16 protein-coding genes and 1 riboswitch are annotated in these 16,001 nt (G+C 37.9%); of the genes, 7 read left to right on the top strand and 9 right to left on the bottom strand.

The window, feature by feature from the left end; genetic code table 11:
• Positions 1-328 precede the first annotated feature (328 nt).
• Together BG04_RS18560 and BG04_RS18555 are read right to left on the bottom strand one after the other, a co-directional pair.
• Positions 329-1,579: a ribonuclease H-like domain-containing protein gene (locus BG04_RS18560; protein WP_034653396.1), complete on the bottom strand. Its 1,251-nt coding sequence runs from the start codon at positions 1,577-1,579 to the stop codon at positions 329-331.
• Between the two features lie 4 nt (positions 1,580-1,583).
• Positions 1,584-3,854, bottom strand: coding sequence for a DEAD/DEAH box helicase (locus BG04_RS18555; RefSeq protein WP_034653399.1), 2,271 nt, complete (start codon positions 3,852-3,854; stop codon positions 1,584-1,586).
• Between the two features lie 121 nt (positions 3,855-3,975).
• On the opposite strand from BG04_RS18555, the gene BG04_RS18550 reads away from it, so the two are divergent.
• The 3 genes from BG04_RS18550 (at position 3,976) to BG04_RS18540 (ending at position 6,350) form a co-directional block, all read left to right on the top strand.
• Positions 3,976-4,227, top strand: a complete 252-nt coding sequence (locus BG04_RS18550) for a hypothetical protein (protein ID WP_013056134.1) — start codon at positions 3,976-3,978, stop codon at positions 4,225-4,227.
• A 149-nt stretch (positions 4,228-4,376) separates the two neighbouring features.
• On the top strand, positions 4,377-5,888 hold the full coding sequence (locus BG04_RS18545) for a sensor domain-containing diguanylate cyclase (RefSeq protein ID WP_034653402.1): 1,512 nt from the start codon (positions 4,377-4,379) through the stop codon (positions 5,886-5,888).
• Between the two features lie 150 nt (positions 5,889-6,038).
• A complete protein-coding gene (locus BG04_RS18540; RefSeq protein ID WP_013056132.1) occupies positions 6,039-6,350 on the top strand; it encodes a DUF6509 family protein in 312 nt (103 codons plus the stop codon).
• 224 nt (positions 6,351-6,574) lie between these two features.
• Here BG04_RS18540 and BG04_RS31040 read toward each other — a convergent pair whose 3' ends face one another.
• From BG04_RS31040 to BG04_RS31035, 3 genes are all read right to left on the bottom strand, one after another.
• Positions 6,575-6,751: a hypothetical protein gene (locus BG04_RS31040; protein ID WP_162837670.1), complete on the bottom strand. Its 177-nt coding sequence runs from the start codon at positions 6,749-6,751 to the stop codon at positions 6,575-6,577.
• 104 nt (positions 6,752-6,855) lie between these two features.
• Positions 6,856-7,059, bottom strand: coding sequence for a cold-shock protein (locus BG04_RS18535; protein ID WP_013056130.1), 204 nt, complete (start codon positions 7,057-7,059; stop codon positions 6,856-6,858).
• Between the two features lie 285 nt (positions 7,060-7,344).
• On the bottom strand, positions 7,345-7,512 hold the full coding sequence (locus BG04_RS31035) for a hypothetical protein (RefSeq protein ID WP_013056129.1): 168 nt from the start codon (positions 7,510-7,512) through the stop codon (positions 7,345-7,347).
• Positions 7,513-7,623: 111 nt separating this feature from the next.
• On the opposite strand from BG04_RS31035, the gene BG04_RS18530 reads away from it, so the two are divergent.
• The 4 genes from BG04_RS18530 (at position 7,624) to BG04_RS18515 (ending at position 11,157) form a co-directional block, all read left to right on the top strand.
• Positions 7,624-8,169, top strand: coding sequence for a YhcN/YlaJ family sporulation lipoprotein (locus tag BG04_RS18530; protein WP_016763474.1), 546 nt, complete (start codon positions 7,624-7,626; stop codon positions 8,167-8,169).
• Positions 8,170-8,461: 292 nt separating this feature from the next.
• Positions 8,462-9,940 carry a sodium/proline symporter PutP gene (putP, locus tag BG04_RS18525; protein ID WP_034653403.1) on the top strand — a complete coding sequence of 493 codons (1,479 nt, stop codon included), beginning with the start codon at positions 8,462-8,464 and terminating at the stop codon, positions 9,938-9,940.
• A gap of 228 nt (positions 9,941-10,168) precedes the next feature.
• Positions 10,169-10,828: an SIMPL domain-containing protein gene (locus BG04_RS18520; RefSeq protein ID WP_034653406.1), complete on the top strand. Its 660-nt coding sequence runs from the start codon at positions 10,169-10,171 to the stop codon at positions 10,826-10,828.
• Between the two features lie 62 nt (positions 10,829-10,890).
• Positions 10,891-11,157 carry a hypothetical protein gene (locus BG04_RS18515; protein ID WP_013082344.1) on the top strand — a complete coding sequence of 89 codons (267 nt, stop codon included), beginning with the start codon at positions 10,891-10,893 and terminating at the stop codon, positions 11,155-11,157.
• 324 nt (positions 11,158-11,481) lie between these two features.
• Here the strand turns inward: BG04_RS18515 and BG04_RS18510 are convergent, their stop codons facing one another.
• The 4 genes from BG04_RS18510 to BG04_RS18495 form a co-directional block, all read right to left on the bottom strand.
• The gene (locus BG04_RS18510) at positions 11,482-12,663 is read right to left on the bottom strand and encodes a trans-sulfuration enzyme family protein (protein WP_034653408.1); all 1,182 of its coding nucleotides are present in this window, start codon (positions 12,661-12,663) and stop codon (positions 11,482-11,484) included.
• The gene (locus tag BG04_RS18505; protein WP_034653411.1) at positions 12,647-13,792 is read right to left on the bottom strand and encodes a trans-sulfuration enzyme family protein; all 1,146 of its coding nucleotides are present in this window, start codon (positions 13,790-13,792) and stop codon (positions 12,647-12,649) included. Before BG04_RS18505 ends, BG04_RS18510 begins: the two co-directional genes overlap by 17 nt.
• Positions 13,793-13,863: 71 nt before the next feature.
• Positions 13,864-13,981, bottom strand: a riboswitch (SAM riboswitch).
• A 166-nt stretch (positions 13,982-14,147) separates the two neighbouring features.
• Entirely contained in the window at positions 14,148-14,810 is a 663-nt protein-coding gene (locus tag BG04_RS18500; RefSeq protein ID WP_014460954.1) for a hypothetical protein, read from the bottom strand.
• A 69-nt stretch (positions 14,811-14,879) separates the two neighbouring features.
• Positions 14,880-15,944: a spore coat protein gene (locus BG04_RS18495; protein ID WP_412760685.1), complete on the bottom strand. Its 1,065-nt coding sequence runs from the start codon at positions 15,942-15,944 to the stop codon at positions 14,880-14,882.
• Positions 15,945-16,001 lie beyond the last annotated feature (57 nt).

Raw genomic sequence — 16,001 nt, 5'->3', positions numbered from 1 at the left:
CTGTTTAGTTATTACACTATTACAATATGTGAAGGGTAGTGTACATGTACTAAGACAAACACCTATTTTTGGCCTACATAAAGGAGTTATACGAATTTTTCAAACTGCTTAAGACAATTACTGTTAAACAAATTAATGCGAAAAATGATACTAAAATCACATTTTTCATGAGGCCTCTCTCCATCTCACCAAAGTTCTGTTTTTAAGCTGTAAGAATAAGTCTTACATTGACTAATTTTATCAATGACTGAAAAATAGAACAATATAAAACATCCACAAAAACGAAAGAATAATAATTCTGAATATTTTAAAATAAATCAGCTGAAGTCTATGCTTTAGCTGATTTATTTTTTAGTCTAAGAAGTCTTTTTTCAAGCGCTTCCTTCGACGTTTTTTTAGTCATTTCTCTGAGTTGATTCCACTTTTCCAAGGCGAGCTCAGTATATAGAAGTGCTTGATGCACATCTTTGAGACGATGCTCACAAATTTTAGCTAGCTCAACCAATGCTTCTATAGCGACGTCACCTTCACATGTTTGAACCAAGGGTTCAAACATGTCCACTGCCTCTTTCCAGCTCTTCTCTTTTTTATAATGATAAGCCATCGCTAGCTGAGCTTTTTCATGCTCTTCTTTTTCTTTTTCCGCTACGCCCTGATAAAGAGAGAAAGCGTGCTTATTCTCCCCTAACTGCTCATACCACCTTGCTACTTCATATGTTTCTTTTTCTGTAAACTCCTCACTAGTAAGGAGATGTTTTGATAAATGAATGTATAAGGTGATAAGTGATAAAATATCATGTTCATTATGTTTCATAATGTCGAATAAGCCTCTTGGATTTTTCGTTTCAATAAAATCAAAATAAATCATGGGAGCTAAGAAACCTGGAATATCATCAACTCGTTCAATTCCAAGTATTTCTTTTTCGACATTCGCAAGCTTAACCGAATTCATTTTGTGTTTCCACAGCCTTCTTGATGCATGCAGTAAATCAAAGTGACCGAACTTAGGCAGTTTGGGCAAATGATCTCTCAATAGTGTATGACGAGTCTTCACATGAGGCCAATCGAAAGATTTCCCATTATAAGTCACAAGCGTCGTATAGTCTACTTCTTTTAAGAAACTTTCGTAAAATGCTACTTCTCCGCTTGGCTCTGTTAATATATGTTGACGAAAAACGACGGAATCTTTTAGCACCCTTGCATATCCTAGCAAAAAGATAGTTGTTCCCGTACCTGTACTAAGCCCCGTCGTTTCCGTATCAAAGAAAAATAAATCTGAATATGTGCGGCCTTTTGATGAAAGCGGATGAGCAACTGTAGACCCATTCCATACTTCCACTACTTTTTTCAGCTCATTAAATTCATAATGTCCATGCTTGTAGTCGAGCGGGTAAACCACCTCTCTTATCATACAGTAGCTGTCTTCCGCAAAGTAAGGAACAGCATGATTTCCCTTCCATTCCTGCTCATAGGGAATAGACGCGCTTTTAGGTTGCTGCGGGTTACTTTCAACCGGCGGCTTTGCTTCTGTAACGTGAAGATGCTTTTTCATACGGTTTAATTTATTTTTAAAAGACAAGAGTTCACCTACTTTGCAGTTGTTGTAGCAGCACGAGCGCATCGCTTTTTGCGTGTTCTCCCTGTGCTTCCATACCGATACAAGACGGACAGCCGCTTTCGCAAGAACAATTTACAATTAATTGATTGGTTTGACTTAGCACATCATTCATTTGTTCGTACACTTTGTCACTTAGCCCAATGCCTCCCGGGTATCGATCATATAAGAAGATAGTCGGCTGTTCGTTGTGCACCGCTTTTACCTGGGGCACTACATGTAAATCAGACGGATCGCACATCACCATAAGCGGTGCAATTGACTGAAGGGCATTTGCCACGGAAATGAGCGCTTGTTCCAATCGTTCTTCAGATTCGTAAAACTGTTCTTTTTCAAAGCTTAGCCACACGGCATTTGTATGAAGCTCTTCTTCTGGAAGTGAAATGGGACCTGACCCTATGTTTTCATGCGTCTCAAACTTTATTTTTTTAAATATCGTAGCCATAGCGCTGACCATTACATCGCCATAACCAATTGAATATGTTCTCTCCATCCGTTCTTTATCAGCTTCTAGCACCTTTAAGTTAACTGCTAAGTTTGCATCGGTGAAATAGTCTACATCGACTTCACGAACATACGCTTTTTTCTCATCCCAGTCCAAGTATTCTACTTGATACTGAATGCCTTGATGCAAGTAAATCGCCTCATCATGAAGAAGCGTCATGGCACTAAACCGATCCATTTCTCCAATTACTTTCACATTTGCAACGTCCGATTGATCAATAATGACAACATTTTCTTGGGATGCAGAACGCAGACTGATATTATGAGCTGGGAACGAATCGTTCATCCAGTACCATTTGTCTCCGCTAAAATGAATCACTCGCTCTTCTTGCAAAAACTCCAGCACGTCTTCAATTTCTACCCCCTCAAATGTTTCTCCCTGCTTAAACGGCAGCTCATAGGACGCACATTTTAAATGATCGACTAAAATAACAAGATTATCAGGATTAATTCGAGCTGTTTCTGGGTTTCTGCTAAAAAAGTAGTCCGGATGCTGAATCATATACTGATCAAGCGGACTTGAACTTGCGACCATCACAATGACGGCTTCTCCGTGACGTCTCCCTGCTCGTCCTGCTTGCTGCCAAGCGCTTGCAACCGTGCCTGGATAACCTGTCATCACACACACCTGCAGCTGCCCGATATCTACTCCTAGCTCTAAAGCATTCGTACTGACTACCCCGTAAATACTTCCCTCTCGAAGTCCTCTTTCTATTTCGCGTCGCTGCTTCGGCAAATATCCTCCGCGGTACCCTTGAATAGACTTATTTTGAAGCTGGTTTTTTACGAGCTCCTGCAGATACGTTAAAATAATTTCCACTCGTACTCGGCTTCGTGCAAATACAATCGTTTGAATTTTATTTTTCAAAAACTCTCCTGCAATATTTCGCACTTCAAGCGTAGCACTTCTTCTAATGTTTAACGGTTTATTAACAATAGGCGGGTTATAAAAAATAAAATGCTTGCGGCCGCTAGGCGCTCCGTTGTTATCTACTAACATAACATGAGCTCCCGTTAAATGTTCAGCGAGTTCTTTTGGGTTAGCGATGGTCGCTGATGTACAAATAAAGATAGGATTGCTTCCATAGTAGCGGCAAATTCGCTTTAACCTGCGTATAACGTTGGCTACGTGGCTTCCAAAAACACCGCGGTACGTATGAAGTTCATCAATCACAATGTACTTCAGGTTTTCAAACAGTGATACCCATTTAGTATGATGAGGTAAAATAGCTGAATGAAGCATATCTGGATTCGTAATAACAATATGACCTGCTTTTCTTACCTTTTGACGGATATTTGCCGGAGTATCTCCATCATACGTGTAGCTATTGATTGGTACTTCCATTTCTTCAATGATTTCATTTAATTCACTTTTTTGATCTTGGGCAAGCGCTTTTGTTGGAAACAAATAAAGAGCTCTAGCCTGATCATTCTCCATAATACTTTGGAGTACCGGCAAGTTGTAGCACAATGTTTTCCCCGATGCTGTCGGCGTCACAGCCACAACATTCTTCTTAGATGTCGCCAAATCAAACGCTGTTTTTTGATGCGTATAAAGCGAACCAATTCCTCGGTTCTCAAGTGCTTGCCGCAGTTTCGTATGCAAAGAAGCCGGAAATGGCGCAGTTTTAGCTTCTTTCTCTTCGATTGTATGCCAATGAACAATATTTTTCTGATATGACGGATTCGTTTGTAAGATATCCATTACTTCTTGTAAGTTTTTTCGTATTCTCATTTTCATCACCTGCTTCTATTTTAACGAATGAACGTTCGATAGAAAACCATAAGTTTTTGTATGTTTTTGGGGGATTCGGACATGGTATTAATACAGTAAATTTTTCAAGGAGATGTTAAAAATGGGAAGCCCTTATCTTTGCCCTAGCTGCAAAACAAATCGAACGCGCTTTAATATCATTGAACAAAATGCAAAACCTGTAAAAATGGACCCAAGAAGCGGAGACGTCGTAGAAGAATACACAAACGATACGCTCGATGCCTTTCACGCTGCTTATAACGGACCGCAGAAACGTATTCAGTGCGGAGCTTGCGGCTTAGTAGAAGATGAGACCATGTTTGTACGGCATGCTGAATCCAATAAACTTCAATAAAAAGGTGAGGCTCTTTGGCCTCACCTTTAATCATGTAAATCTTTATGCTTTTTCTTGATCAAAAAGCAGACATTCTCATCTAAAAAATTCATGTCTTTTCTTATATAAACATGCTAAAATACCTAAAAAAAGATATGGAGATGATGGTCATGTCATTTCTTCTTTCGCTTTTACCTTTCTCCTTTCTGAAGAAATATCGTTTTCCTTCCGGAAGAGAAGTTAATAAAGATAAAATGTTCGATAAAACGAATGCAGAGATGCTTCAACAGAGAGTCAAGCTAGTTTCACTTGCTCTTGTAGTTTCCTATCCTATTTATATTTATATAGGGTTTTCTTTACTTCAACATGCGGGGACATCTCAGTTTAGACATACACTAATTGGTATTCATTTCACTAGTTTTGCTATCTCCTCTCTTTATTTATTTTTCTATTATGTTAGTAAGAGAAAAGAACGGTTTGCTAACTACTTAAGCACCATTGTATATGGCTATATATTTTATTACGTATTTGCTGCAGCCCTTTCTACTATTAACAGTCAGCTTTTCACAGGTCGCGTAGACGTGTATATGATGCTTTTGATTTCCACAGCTGTTTTATGTCCTATGAAATTAAAACATCTGTGCATCATTTTTATTCCTAACCATCTTTTTTTACTATACGGCTTATCACGATATGTACCAGATTCTTTTTCTCTTATTTCAAAGCAGATCAATACAACTGCAGCAGTTGCTATCGCTTTACTTATTTCATACATTCTTTATACATACCGTCACAAAGAATATATGAATCATTTACAGCTAAAAGAAAGCGAACGTAATTTTTTTACGCTGTTCAAAATTAATCCCTATCCTTTACTATTAACGAGATTATCCGACCACAAAGTGCTGCTCATTAACAATAAAGCTATTCATTTTTACAATCTTGCTTCTCAAGATCTTGATCAAATAGACGGGTTTATAATCTATCCTACCGATGAAGATCGAGAGGATATTTTAAAACGTCTTCAACAAGAGAAATATGTAAAAAACTACATCCTAGAAGCACGTGAACATGGAGATTCTAAGTGGGTTATGATCAATTATGAATTACTAGAGTATCAAAGCGAAAGCTGCATACTCGCAGGTATTACCGATATAACCGATTTAAAAGCAGTAGAGCATGAATTGAGCTTGCACGCTTCAACTGATATGCTAACGGGAATTTTAAATCGAAGAAGCGGAATGGAAAAACTGCAGCTGGAACTGCTGAGAGCTAAAACCAATGATACACCTTTTCTATTATGTTTTATCGATATTAATTCTTTAAAACTAGTAAATGATCAATACGGTCATAGAGAAGGCGACTGGGTTATTAAAACAATTGCAGAATCAATTAGTGGTTATATTAGCAAAGATGATACGCTCTTTCGGTACGGAGGCGATGAGTTTTTATTAATGGCTCCTGAACAAACGGAAGAATACGTACAAAAGCTGTGGCAAAATATTAATGAACAGCTAGAAAATAAAAAGAAAGAATTTAATAAGGCATATGCACTGTCTGCGAGTTACGGATTTATTATATGTGCGCCTTCAGACGACGCCAACCTAGATACATTAATTCAAAAAGCAGATGCTGCCATGTATAAGCAAAAACATACGCGCGTTTCTTCCGCCTTTAAGTAAATCATCGAAGTCCTTGCGCCATCGATTCGCTAAATAGAATGATCAAGGAATAAATTCGTGCATGAATTACGCCTGCACTTTCTTTCTTTGCAAAGAAAAACTATAATAGATGATGCAAGCATTTTACTGATATATGGAAAGGACGTACATATGTTTACAATTAAAGAATATACAGCTGAACAATTGCAGGATCCATTTGGTCTCCTTCTAGGTGAACGCTATGAATTTCATTTATACATTGAGGTAGAAGAAGATGATGAATTATATACGGGCAACGACCTAGCACTACGCTTAGTATATATTAAAGGCGAAGATAACACTTCTATTGCCCAAACTCATTTTTACGAAGTTTCAACAAATAAAGTATTAGACTTCGACCTTGAAGAAGAGGAAGAAGAAGCTGTAAAAGAGTTTTGCGGGAAGCACTTACCTTCAGAGGAAGGTACAAATAACGAGGAATAATTAAAAGAGACTGGGACAAACGTATTTTAGTTGAAGGAAAATCCGAACGATGAATCGAGATTCTTGGTGGAGAATCAAACTCGTTCGGATTTTTTCATTGGTAGAGTGAACATAGGTTTTATGTATGTAACTGCTTCTAGCTGTTGTGTAAAAAACGATCCCTACTAGCTCATTTATCTCATTTGTTCGTCTGTAGATTGAATTGATTGCGTTATGTCCAATCCTCATTTTTGATTTCGTTTTTCCATTAGCTTTTTAACTACTTCTTTTGGCTCCCAGCATGTAAACTGATAAGAAGGACGGGTTTCATAGCCTAGTCTTTTGCATCGATACTTCATTCCCTTATCCAATTTAATGCTTCGAAAATGTTCACATGTGGCACAGCAATGAAATGAACTCATGCCTTCCCTTCTCCCCTACTTTAATCTATTTTCTTAATCATACAAATAAAACAAATTTGTATAAAAAAAGCTGCCTATCGGCAGCTTTCATATGTAGCGTTGAATTATAATTTTACAACATTCTCCGCTTGAGGTCCACGTTGACCTTCAACGATTTCAAATTCAACTTTTTGGCCTTCTTCTAATGTTTTGAAGCCTTCAGATTGGATAGCTGAAAAATGAACGAATACGTCATTTTCGCCTGGTACTTCGATAAAACCGAAGCCCTTTTCACTGTTAAACCATTTTACTGTACCTGTAGTAGCCATGTAAAAAACCTCCGAAAATGTAAAAATTTTAATATGTTAATCTATATTTACATTTATACCGTAAATAAAAAATTCACATATTATAAAAGAGACCTACGCGAAGTAGATCTCCTTTATAACAAGTGAATTTTCACTAAATCTAATTCGAGTGTATGGTCAAGCGTAGTATTCATTACATTTATTAAATTTGGTTGCGTTTACATTATACTATACCTATATGTAGAATGCAAATATTGGGCCATTCTTAGCATATGGCTCAGCCGTTTTGCAAAATATTGATCTTCCTTACGTCAACATGTTATCAATATGGGCATCGATAATTTCTTTTCGTTTATTTTGCAGGGTCTCAAATAATAACTTAGCTTCTTCTGAAGTTAGGGCAAACGTTGTTGTTTCTTCATGGTTTTCTTCTTTTGTATGAAGCACAAATATGCTTTGTTGAATTCCACTCATACATATTCCTCCTTTTTCGATAGTATAGGCTTTTTTATATTTTTCATGTATGCTTCACACGTTTTTAACAAATTATAAGAAAGGTTAAAACTTATAAGGAGTGATACTATCATGAAGAAATCGTTTTTGTTTGTTGTAGGCTGCATGACCACCCTTTCTTTATTCGGCTGCAGCACAGCAGATCAAGGTAAAGATGGCGTCATTGATGATGATACAGTCCGCAACGTCACATATGAAAATGGAAACAATAAAACGAAAATGAATGACGTAAACGATACGCAAGATGTACAGCGTAACGAAAAAGAACAATATAACCAGTCGGGCGGAATGAGAGTAGCCGATGTGGCTGCTGATCGTATCGTAGCGTTAAAAAACGTTAAAGATGCTAACGTAATCGTAACCGATCATACAGCTTACGTAGCAGCTGTATTAGACGATAACAAAGAAGGTAATCTCACAAAAGATATGGAGCATAAGATCGCACATGAAGTGAGAAAAGCTGACGGCAGTGTTCATCGAGTGTTTGTATCAACAAACCCTGACTTTGTAAACCGTATGAACGGATATGTAGACAAGCTTCAAACCGGCAAACCAGTCTCTGGACTGTTTGACGAGTTTTCAGAAGTTGTTCGCCGCGTATTCCCGAACTCACGCTAATATACATGAATGTCAAAAGAGCATTTTATAAAATGCTCTTTTCATTTTACCTATTGCATAAAATATTGCATAAAAAATGCGCTTGTAAATTTCTGAATATTTTTATTTTACTTTATTTTGAAAACGTTTTCATCTCTATAATATAAAGGTTTAGGGGATTTTAGACTTAGGTAATTTACGGTTTTGTGGGTTGATAGTAAGGGAAAAGTTTGTTAGTTTTAGAAACCATAAGATGTTTGCATGGCGAGCAGTGCTCGTTTCGTGCATAAAAAATGCATAAAGGGGAGATTTGGTGGATATTGGTGTTTATATTTCACTGGGCATTTATTTTGTAGGAATGCTTGGAATAGGATGGTATGCCTACACAAAAACAACTCAAGACGTATCGGGTTACATGCTAGGCGGACGCGGACTAGGTCCGGCCGTTACTGCGCTTTCAGCTGGCGCTTCAGATATGAGTGGATGGATGTTAATGGGGCTTCCAGGATCCATGTATGTGACAGGTCTTTCAAGTTTATGGCTTGCAGTAGGTTTATCTATTGGTGCTTATTTAAATTATTTAATCCTCGCTCCGCGTCTTCGCACTTATACGGAAGTAGCGAATGACTCCATTACAATTCCAGACTTTTTTGAAAACCGCTTTGGCGACCATGCCAAGATTCTTCGAACAGTATCAGCGATTGTTATCTTTATTTTCTTCACTCTTTACACTTCAGCTGGTATGGTATCAGGCGGACGATTGTTCGAATCGGCATTTGGTGTGAATTATCAAATTGGCTTATTTGTAACAGCATCTGTTGTTATTGCCTACACCCTTTTCGGCGGATTTTTAGCTGTTAGTTTAACAGATTTTGTTCAAGGTGTTATTATGTTTCTTGCCTTAGTTTTAGTACCTATTGTAGCTTTCACCAATGTTGGAGGCGTTAACACAACAATAGATATTGTACAGGACATTAATCCAGCATATCTTGACATTTTTAAAGGTACGACCGTTTTAGGTATTATATCTTTCTTAGCCTGGGGACTTGGCTATTTCGGGCAGCCTCATATTATCGTTCGCTTTATGGCTATCTCTTCTGTTAAGGAGTTAAAACCCGCACGTCGTATTGGAATGAGCTGGATGATTATTTCTATTATTGGTGCTATGCTGACAGGACTTGTTGGGATTGCATATGTAGAAAAAACAGGTATGAAACTAGCAGATCCTGAAACTATTTTTATTAAATTTGCGGATATACTCTTCAATCCATTAATTACTGGATTCTTATATGCAGCTTTACTAGCGGCAATTATGAGTACCATTTCTTCTCAGCTGCTTGTAACGGCAAGCTCTGTTACAGAAGACTTTTATAAAACATTTTTCCGACGCAAGGCCTCTGACAAAGAGCTTGTGACGGTTGGAAGAGCTGCGGTTTTAGGTGTTGCAATTATTGGCATTTTGCTTTCTTTAAAACCTAGTGATACGATTTTAGGGCTGGTTGGATATGCTTGGGCTGGATTTGGTTCAGCTTTTGGTCCTGCTATTTTACTAAGTCTTTACTGGAAGCGTATGACTCGATGGGGAGCACTTGCAGGGATGATTGTAGGTGCTGCTACAGTATTAATTTGGGTAAATACTCCATTGAAGGATGCCCTTTACGAAATGATTCCTGGGTTCTTTTTAAGCTTATTAGCTGTTATTATTGTAAGTTTACTAACAAAGAAACCGTCAAACGATGTTCAAAATCAATTCATTGAAATGAAAGAAATCTTAATAAAAGAATCGAAATAAACAAAAAGAAGCTGAAGAAAAGTATGTTAGTTGAAGGAAGATCCGAACGAATTTGATTCTTGATGAAGAATCAAATTCGTTCGGATTTTTTTATTGGTATGGTGGATGTAGGTTTCATGTATGTAGGTGCTTCTAGCGGTTGATTTAGTTATGTCTCAATCTCTTTTTGTTTTTAATCTCCTTTTCTTATCATATATATACTAAAGATCAATAAAGGAGGTTTTTGGTATGCAACATTCTTATTTCCCTTATGAACCTACACAGCAACTGCGCGTAGATACACAAAATAGAGAAATTAAAGTAATTGGGGAAGGAAGTGTTTCAGCAGTTCCCAATGAAATTTCCATGACGATTGGAACCCACACGGAAAACCGAGACGTTCAAGAAGCCTTAAAAGAAAATTCAGCTGTTTCAAATACTTTGCTGCAAGAGATAAAAAAACTTGGAATCAATGACCAGCAAATTGAAACAGCTTCGTTTACCATAAACCCTAAATATGATTACAGTGATGGAAAATCGACTCTTACAGGATACGAAGTACAGCACTTATTTAGAGTAAGAGTACAAGATGTAAAACAAGCTGGCGATGTCTATAACGCTACTTTTTCAAGCGGAGCCAACGTAGCGCAAGATCTTCAATTCCACGTTACAAATGATGATAAATATGAACAAGAAGCGATAAGTAAAGCTTTGCTTAACGCTAAAGAAAAGGCCTTTACCATTGCCAACACGCTGCAGCTCCCTATTAACCAAATCCCCATTTTAATCGAAGAAGGCCCCGTCTATCAGTCATCTGGCTCCTCGCCTAAGTTATTAGCAGCCTCTCCCCCTATTCAAGCTCAGTCCTTGACTGTATCTGCTTCTGTAAAAGTTACGTACACGTATTAATACTTATGGTAAACTATAGATTATTATAATGAAGAAACTAATTTAAAGGAGCTCTTTGCACAATGACTTCTGAACATTTACTAGCAGCTTATCAAACCCTATGGTTGAACCGTTCGTTCGCTTCTAAACAAGCCATGACAAGTGAAGATCAGCTTCACGAAGCCATTATGAAGGATTTAAAAGATGAAATGACTCATCCACGCGTCCGGCAAACACCGTATGTAAAATATCATCTTGGCATAAAAAGAATTCTAAACAGCAGTCTTTCCTCTGATGAAAAAGTTGCGCTTACGTCCCTATACACAAACCTTTTAGATAGCTGTATATAACGGATATCAACCCAGTGTAAAGACGAACAAATGGGATAAAGGAGCTGAACGGCTTGTGACACCGCGGTTGATTTCCGTGCAAGACTTCGCTTTCCGCGGGCGGCCGATGAGCCTCCTCGTCGCTTGTGCTCCTGCGGGGTCTCACCCCTTCCGCTTTTCCCGCAGGAGTCTTCGCCTTGCCCTCCAATCAACCGCTAGAAGCAACGAAATAGATGAAACCTACGTTCACCGTGACAACAAAAAACAAGAACTATTAATCAGTAATTTTGATTAATAGTTCTTGTTTAACTTTAACTAGAATACTTTTGTCCCAGTCTCTTTTCTTTATTTAATTAACGCCTTTTCTTCTAAGCTTTGAAAAACAGCGTTAAAGTCTTGCTTCAAATCCTCGAATTCCTCTAACCCTACTGAAAGGCGAAGAAGTGAATCAGTAATTCCTTTTTCTTCACGCACTTCTTTTGGGATACTCGCATGAGACATTGTTGCAGGATGCGTTAGAATGGACTCAACTGCACCTAGACTAACACCAATTGAAGCCAATTTGACTCCTTGTAAAATATGTCGCGCTACTTTTTCATCCTGTACTTGGAAAGAAATCATAGCTCCATATCCATTTGCTTGTTCTGAAATCAGTTTGTGGTCTGGATGACTTTTTAAACCCGGGTAGTATACACGGCTCACTAGAGATTGTTCTTCAAGCCACTTTGCAAACTGCAGCGCTGTTTTTAACTGCTGATCTAAACGAACTTTTAATGTCTTAATTCCTCGAAGCAGTAAAAAACAATCCTGCGGTCCTAAGATAGCACCAAAAGCATTTTGTACAAACTTTACTTCTTCTGCTAGCTTTTCATCGCTTACCACAACTAGACCGCCAATGACGTCACTGTGACCGCTGATATATTTTGTAGCACTATGAATCACAATATTTACGCCAAGGTCAATCGGCTGCTGTAGATAAGGTGTTAAAAACGTGTTATCCACAATTGTAAGGAGGTTGCGCTCCTTCGCCAAACTTGCTACTGCTTTAATATCCGTTACCTGTAAAAATGGATTTGAAGGGCTTTCGATATAAATAGCCTTCGTATCTTTTGTGATAGCTTCTTCTACTTTCTCAACCTTCGTTGTATCAACAAAAGTTGTTTTGATACCAAACTTTGAAAATAACCGTGTTAATACACGATATGTCCCGCCGTACGTATCATGTGAAACTAAAATTTCATCCCCTGATTCAAAAATAGATAACACCGATGAGATAGCAGCCATACCTGATGAAAAAGCAAAACCAGCGTATCCATTTTCTAGCTGAGCAATGCTGTTTTCTAAAGCCTCACGAGTTGGATTTCCTGAACGAGAATAGTCATAGCGGCCGTTGTTCGTCTCATCTTCTTGGTTAAATGTAGATACCTGATAAATAGGTACGTTAACCGCTCCAAAATGACCGTCAATTCCTGTATTTGCATGAATTAAGTTCGTACCAAATCTATATTTATTATTGTTGGTATGCATCAAATGCCTCCTTCAAATCTTTAATTAAATCATCTGCGTGCTCAATTCCAACTGATAATCGCAGTAAACAGTTTGTTACTCCGACACGATTTCGAATTTCTTCCGGAATATCAGCATGTGTTTGACGAGCTGGGAATGTCATTAAACTTTCCACGCCCCCTAAGCTTTCTGCAAATGTAATAACTTTGACATTTTCTAAAAGTACTGAAACGATGTCAGGGTGTGAGACAGCAAAAGAAATCATGCCTCCAAATCCAGTTGCTTGTTTCTTCATGATTTCATAGCCTGGATGTGTTTCAAGACCAGGGTAATACACTTTTTCCACGAGATCATGAGCAGTAAGCCAATTTGCAATTTTCAGTGCATTTTCATTATGCTTTTCCATACGAAGCGCTAGCGTTTTAACACCGCGTAATAACAGCCAGCTATCCTGTGGACCTAAGATTGCCCCAGCTGCATTTTGATAAAAACGAATTTTCTCTCCTAAGCTACTACATCGAGCCACTACAAGACCAGCAACTACATCATTATGACCCCCAATGTATTTGCTTGCACTATGTATCACAATATCTGCTCCAAGCTCTAAAGGACGCTGATAATAAGGGGACATGAAGGTATTGTCAACGATAGTAAGCAAATCATGCTGTTTAGCTAACGCAATTGCTTCTGGCAAATCAGTCACGTGCATCATTGGATTCGTAGGTGTTTCAATAAATAAAGCTTTCGTATTGGGACGAAGCGCATCTTTTACTTGTTCGAGATGGGCTGTGTTGACGTACGAAACAGTAATTCCTTGCTCTGAAAAAATTTCATTTAGTACTCGGTACGTTCCTCCGTATAAATCCTCTGATACAATTAAATGATCTCCGTTTTTAAATAGTGCTAAAACTGCCATTACACCCGCCATTCCTGAAGCGAATGCTACTCCTACTTCTCCTTTTTCCAAAGCAGCAATTGCTTCTTCCAATGCTGTACGAGTAGGATTTGCCGTACGTGCATAGTCAAATCCTGTACTTTGCCCTAAAGCAGGATGAGCAAATGTTGATGCTTGGTAAATGGGTGTTGTAATAGAACCTGTTGAAGGGTCACGGCCTACTCCTGAACGAACTAATAATGTTTCAATTTTCATCTATTTCTCTCCTTAACTCAAAATAAAAAACACTCTTCACAGATGGAAGAGTGTTCGTTTATACACGATTTCTCTCATCTGTTAGAACAATACTGATGTTCCACAGGAATTAGCACCGTTCAAATGAATGTTTCATTTGATGGTTGCCGGGCATCGCAGGGCCAGTCCCTCCGCCACTCTGGATAAGAGTTCTATATAATTGTTGGTGATTAACGTTTGTTGTTAATAACTTTAATAAAGATTTTCTGTATTGTCAACATAATTTTCTAAAAAATTTAAATCGTCTCATTTGTTTATTCAATATACTTGTCCTGATAAGCACATAAAAAAAGAGACGAAAGCGAGGTCTCTTTTTCTAAGGCAAGTGTACAGATTTTACGTGAGCTAACTTCCAATACATACTTTCTCCATTTGCCGTAATTAGTTCAACAATATTATTAGAAACTTCTTTAAGTACGCCAATTTTTTCTGATTGATCCCCTAAATCTAATACAACCAGTTGATTTTCATATTTTTTAAGCTGCTCTTCAAAGTTTCTGACAAAAGGTGCAGAGGCAGGTCTTACTGGGAGCTCTTTGTCACTTAAAGAATAAGGGGTTAACTCATTACTGTAAGGGGTAAGCCATTTCAAATGATGCAGAGAAACAAAGACATTTTTATACACTGGAGAATAAAACACAAGATAATCATTCAGCACGCTTGTAATATAGCCATGCAATGATTTTCCTCCCGTTACATAAATTTCAATAAATTTCCCTTTTGCCTGCTGTAAAATATTACGATAAGAAATCCGCTGACTTTCTTCTATTAAGTTCTCTTCTATTTCACGTAAAACCGTATAGTCTTCTTCTGATACTTCCCGCAAACGATGCATGTGTAAAAGAGGAATATACAAATAATCATGTCCATTATACAAAACCATAATATCTAATCCAAGATCAATAAGTCTGCCAACAAATGTCGTTTTACCTGAAATATCTAACTCTACAATTTTATTGATATAATGATTCATACTCATTCTCATTCTCCTCCTTTTTCCTATATGATAGAAAAGGTGCTTTATAAGCACCTTTTATGTTCCATTTCATCATGCTTTCCAACGATAATTTTTCGTTTTAATAACTTTCTCGGCCGGTGCTGAAGAGCGTGAACCCGTACGGCGTCCTCCCGAGCGATCACCTGTGCGGCGTCCTCGAGAACGATCGTCTGTGCGTCCACCCGTGCGGCGTCCTGTACGTCCACCTGTGCGGCTTCCCGTACGTCCGCCTGTGCGTTCTTCTGTAGACTTCGCAGCTTCAGTCTCTCCATTTTCTTCTGTTTCTTCATTATTTTGATTGTTATCGTTTTGCTTAAAAGCCCCTTTTGCTCCTACACAAATGGTTTTAACGTGTCTTGGCTGTAAGCGTAATACTTGATTATTCTGCACAAGTGTAAATGTACCATTTCGGCTTTGTACTAACACGCCCTCTACAGCTTCAGGTCCTCCATTATTGATTGATACCCATTTATGAGAAAGGTGGGCAAAAAGATCGTTAAAACTTTTGGATTTCATATATTCTGGTTCTTGGCTCACTAAGAGTTCATTTGCAGATTGACTAGTTTGATTTCCATTGTTGTTTTGATATTCACTCACACTCTTAACGTGTTCAGTATTAATATAGATGACACCGTCGTCCTCTGTGAGTAATACTATATAAGCAGATTCAAATGAACCTAAGACATCAAGAAGCTGACCTGCTTTTTTCTCAGGTCCACCTTGGTTAACCTGCACATATTTAGTTTTCATCAATGATAAAGTTGTAGCAAAAGTTTTTCCTCGATATAATTCTAATTCTGCGCTAATTCCAGTAAACGTTTGTGCCGAATTTGACATAGTATCTTCAGTGATACTTTTTACATGGGCTAAGTGATAATATACAAGTGTATATTCTTGTTGATTATTATTTTGGTTATTTTGGTTGTTTTGGTTGTTTTGGTTGTTATTTTCACCATTATTGTTATTATTGTTATTGTTGCTTTCCACTGCTAAGATTAAATAATCTGATTGCACGTCAACTAAATAACCTGTTTTAGATTCAGGTCCTCCACGATAAACGGTCACCACTCTTCCTTTTAGGGGTTTGAAGTGAGAAGAATAGCCTTTATCAGGCATTTGTATATTTCGGCTGCGTTTTTGGCTTGATTTTTCGCTTGATTTTTGGCGCGGATT

This window comes from Priestia megaterium NBRC 15308 = ATCC 14581, from assembly GCF_000832985.1.
GTDB lineage: Bacteria > Bacillota > Bacilli > Bacillales > Bacillaceae_H > Priestia > Priestia megaterium.
The sequence above is the reverse complement of the archived record's forward strand: the minus strand, read 5'-3'. Positions and strand labels throughout refer to the sequence as shown.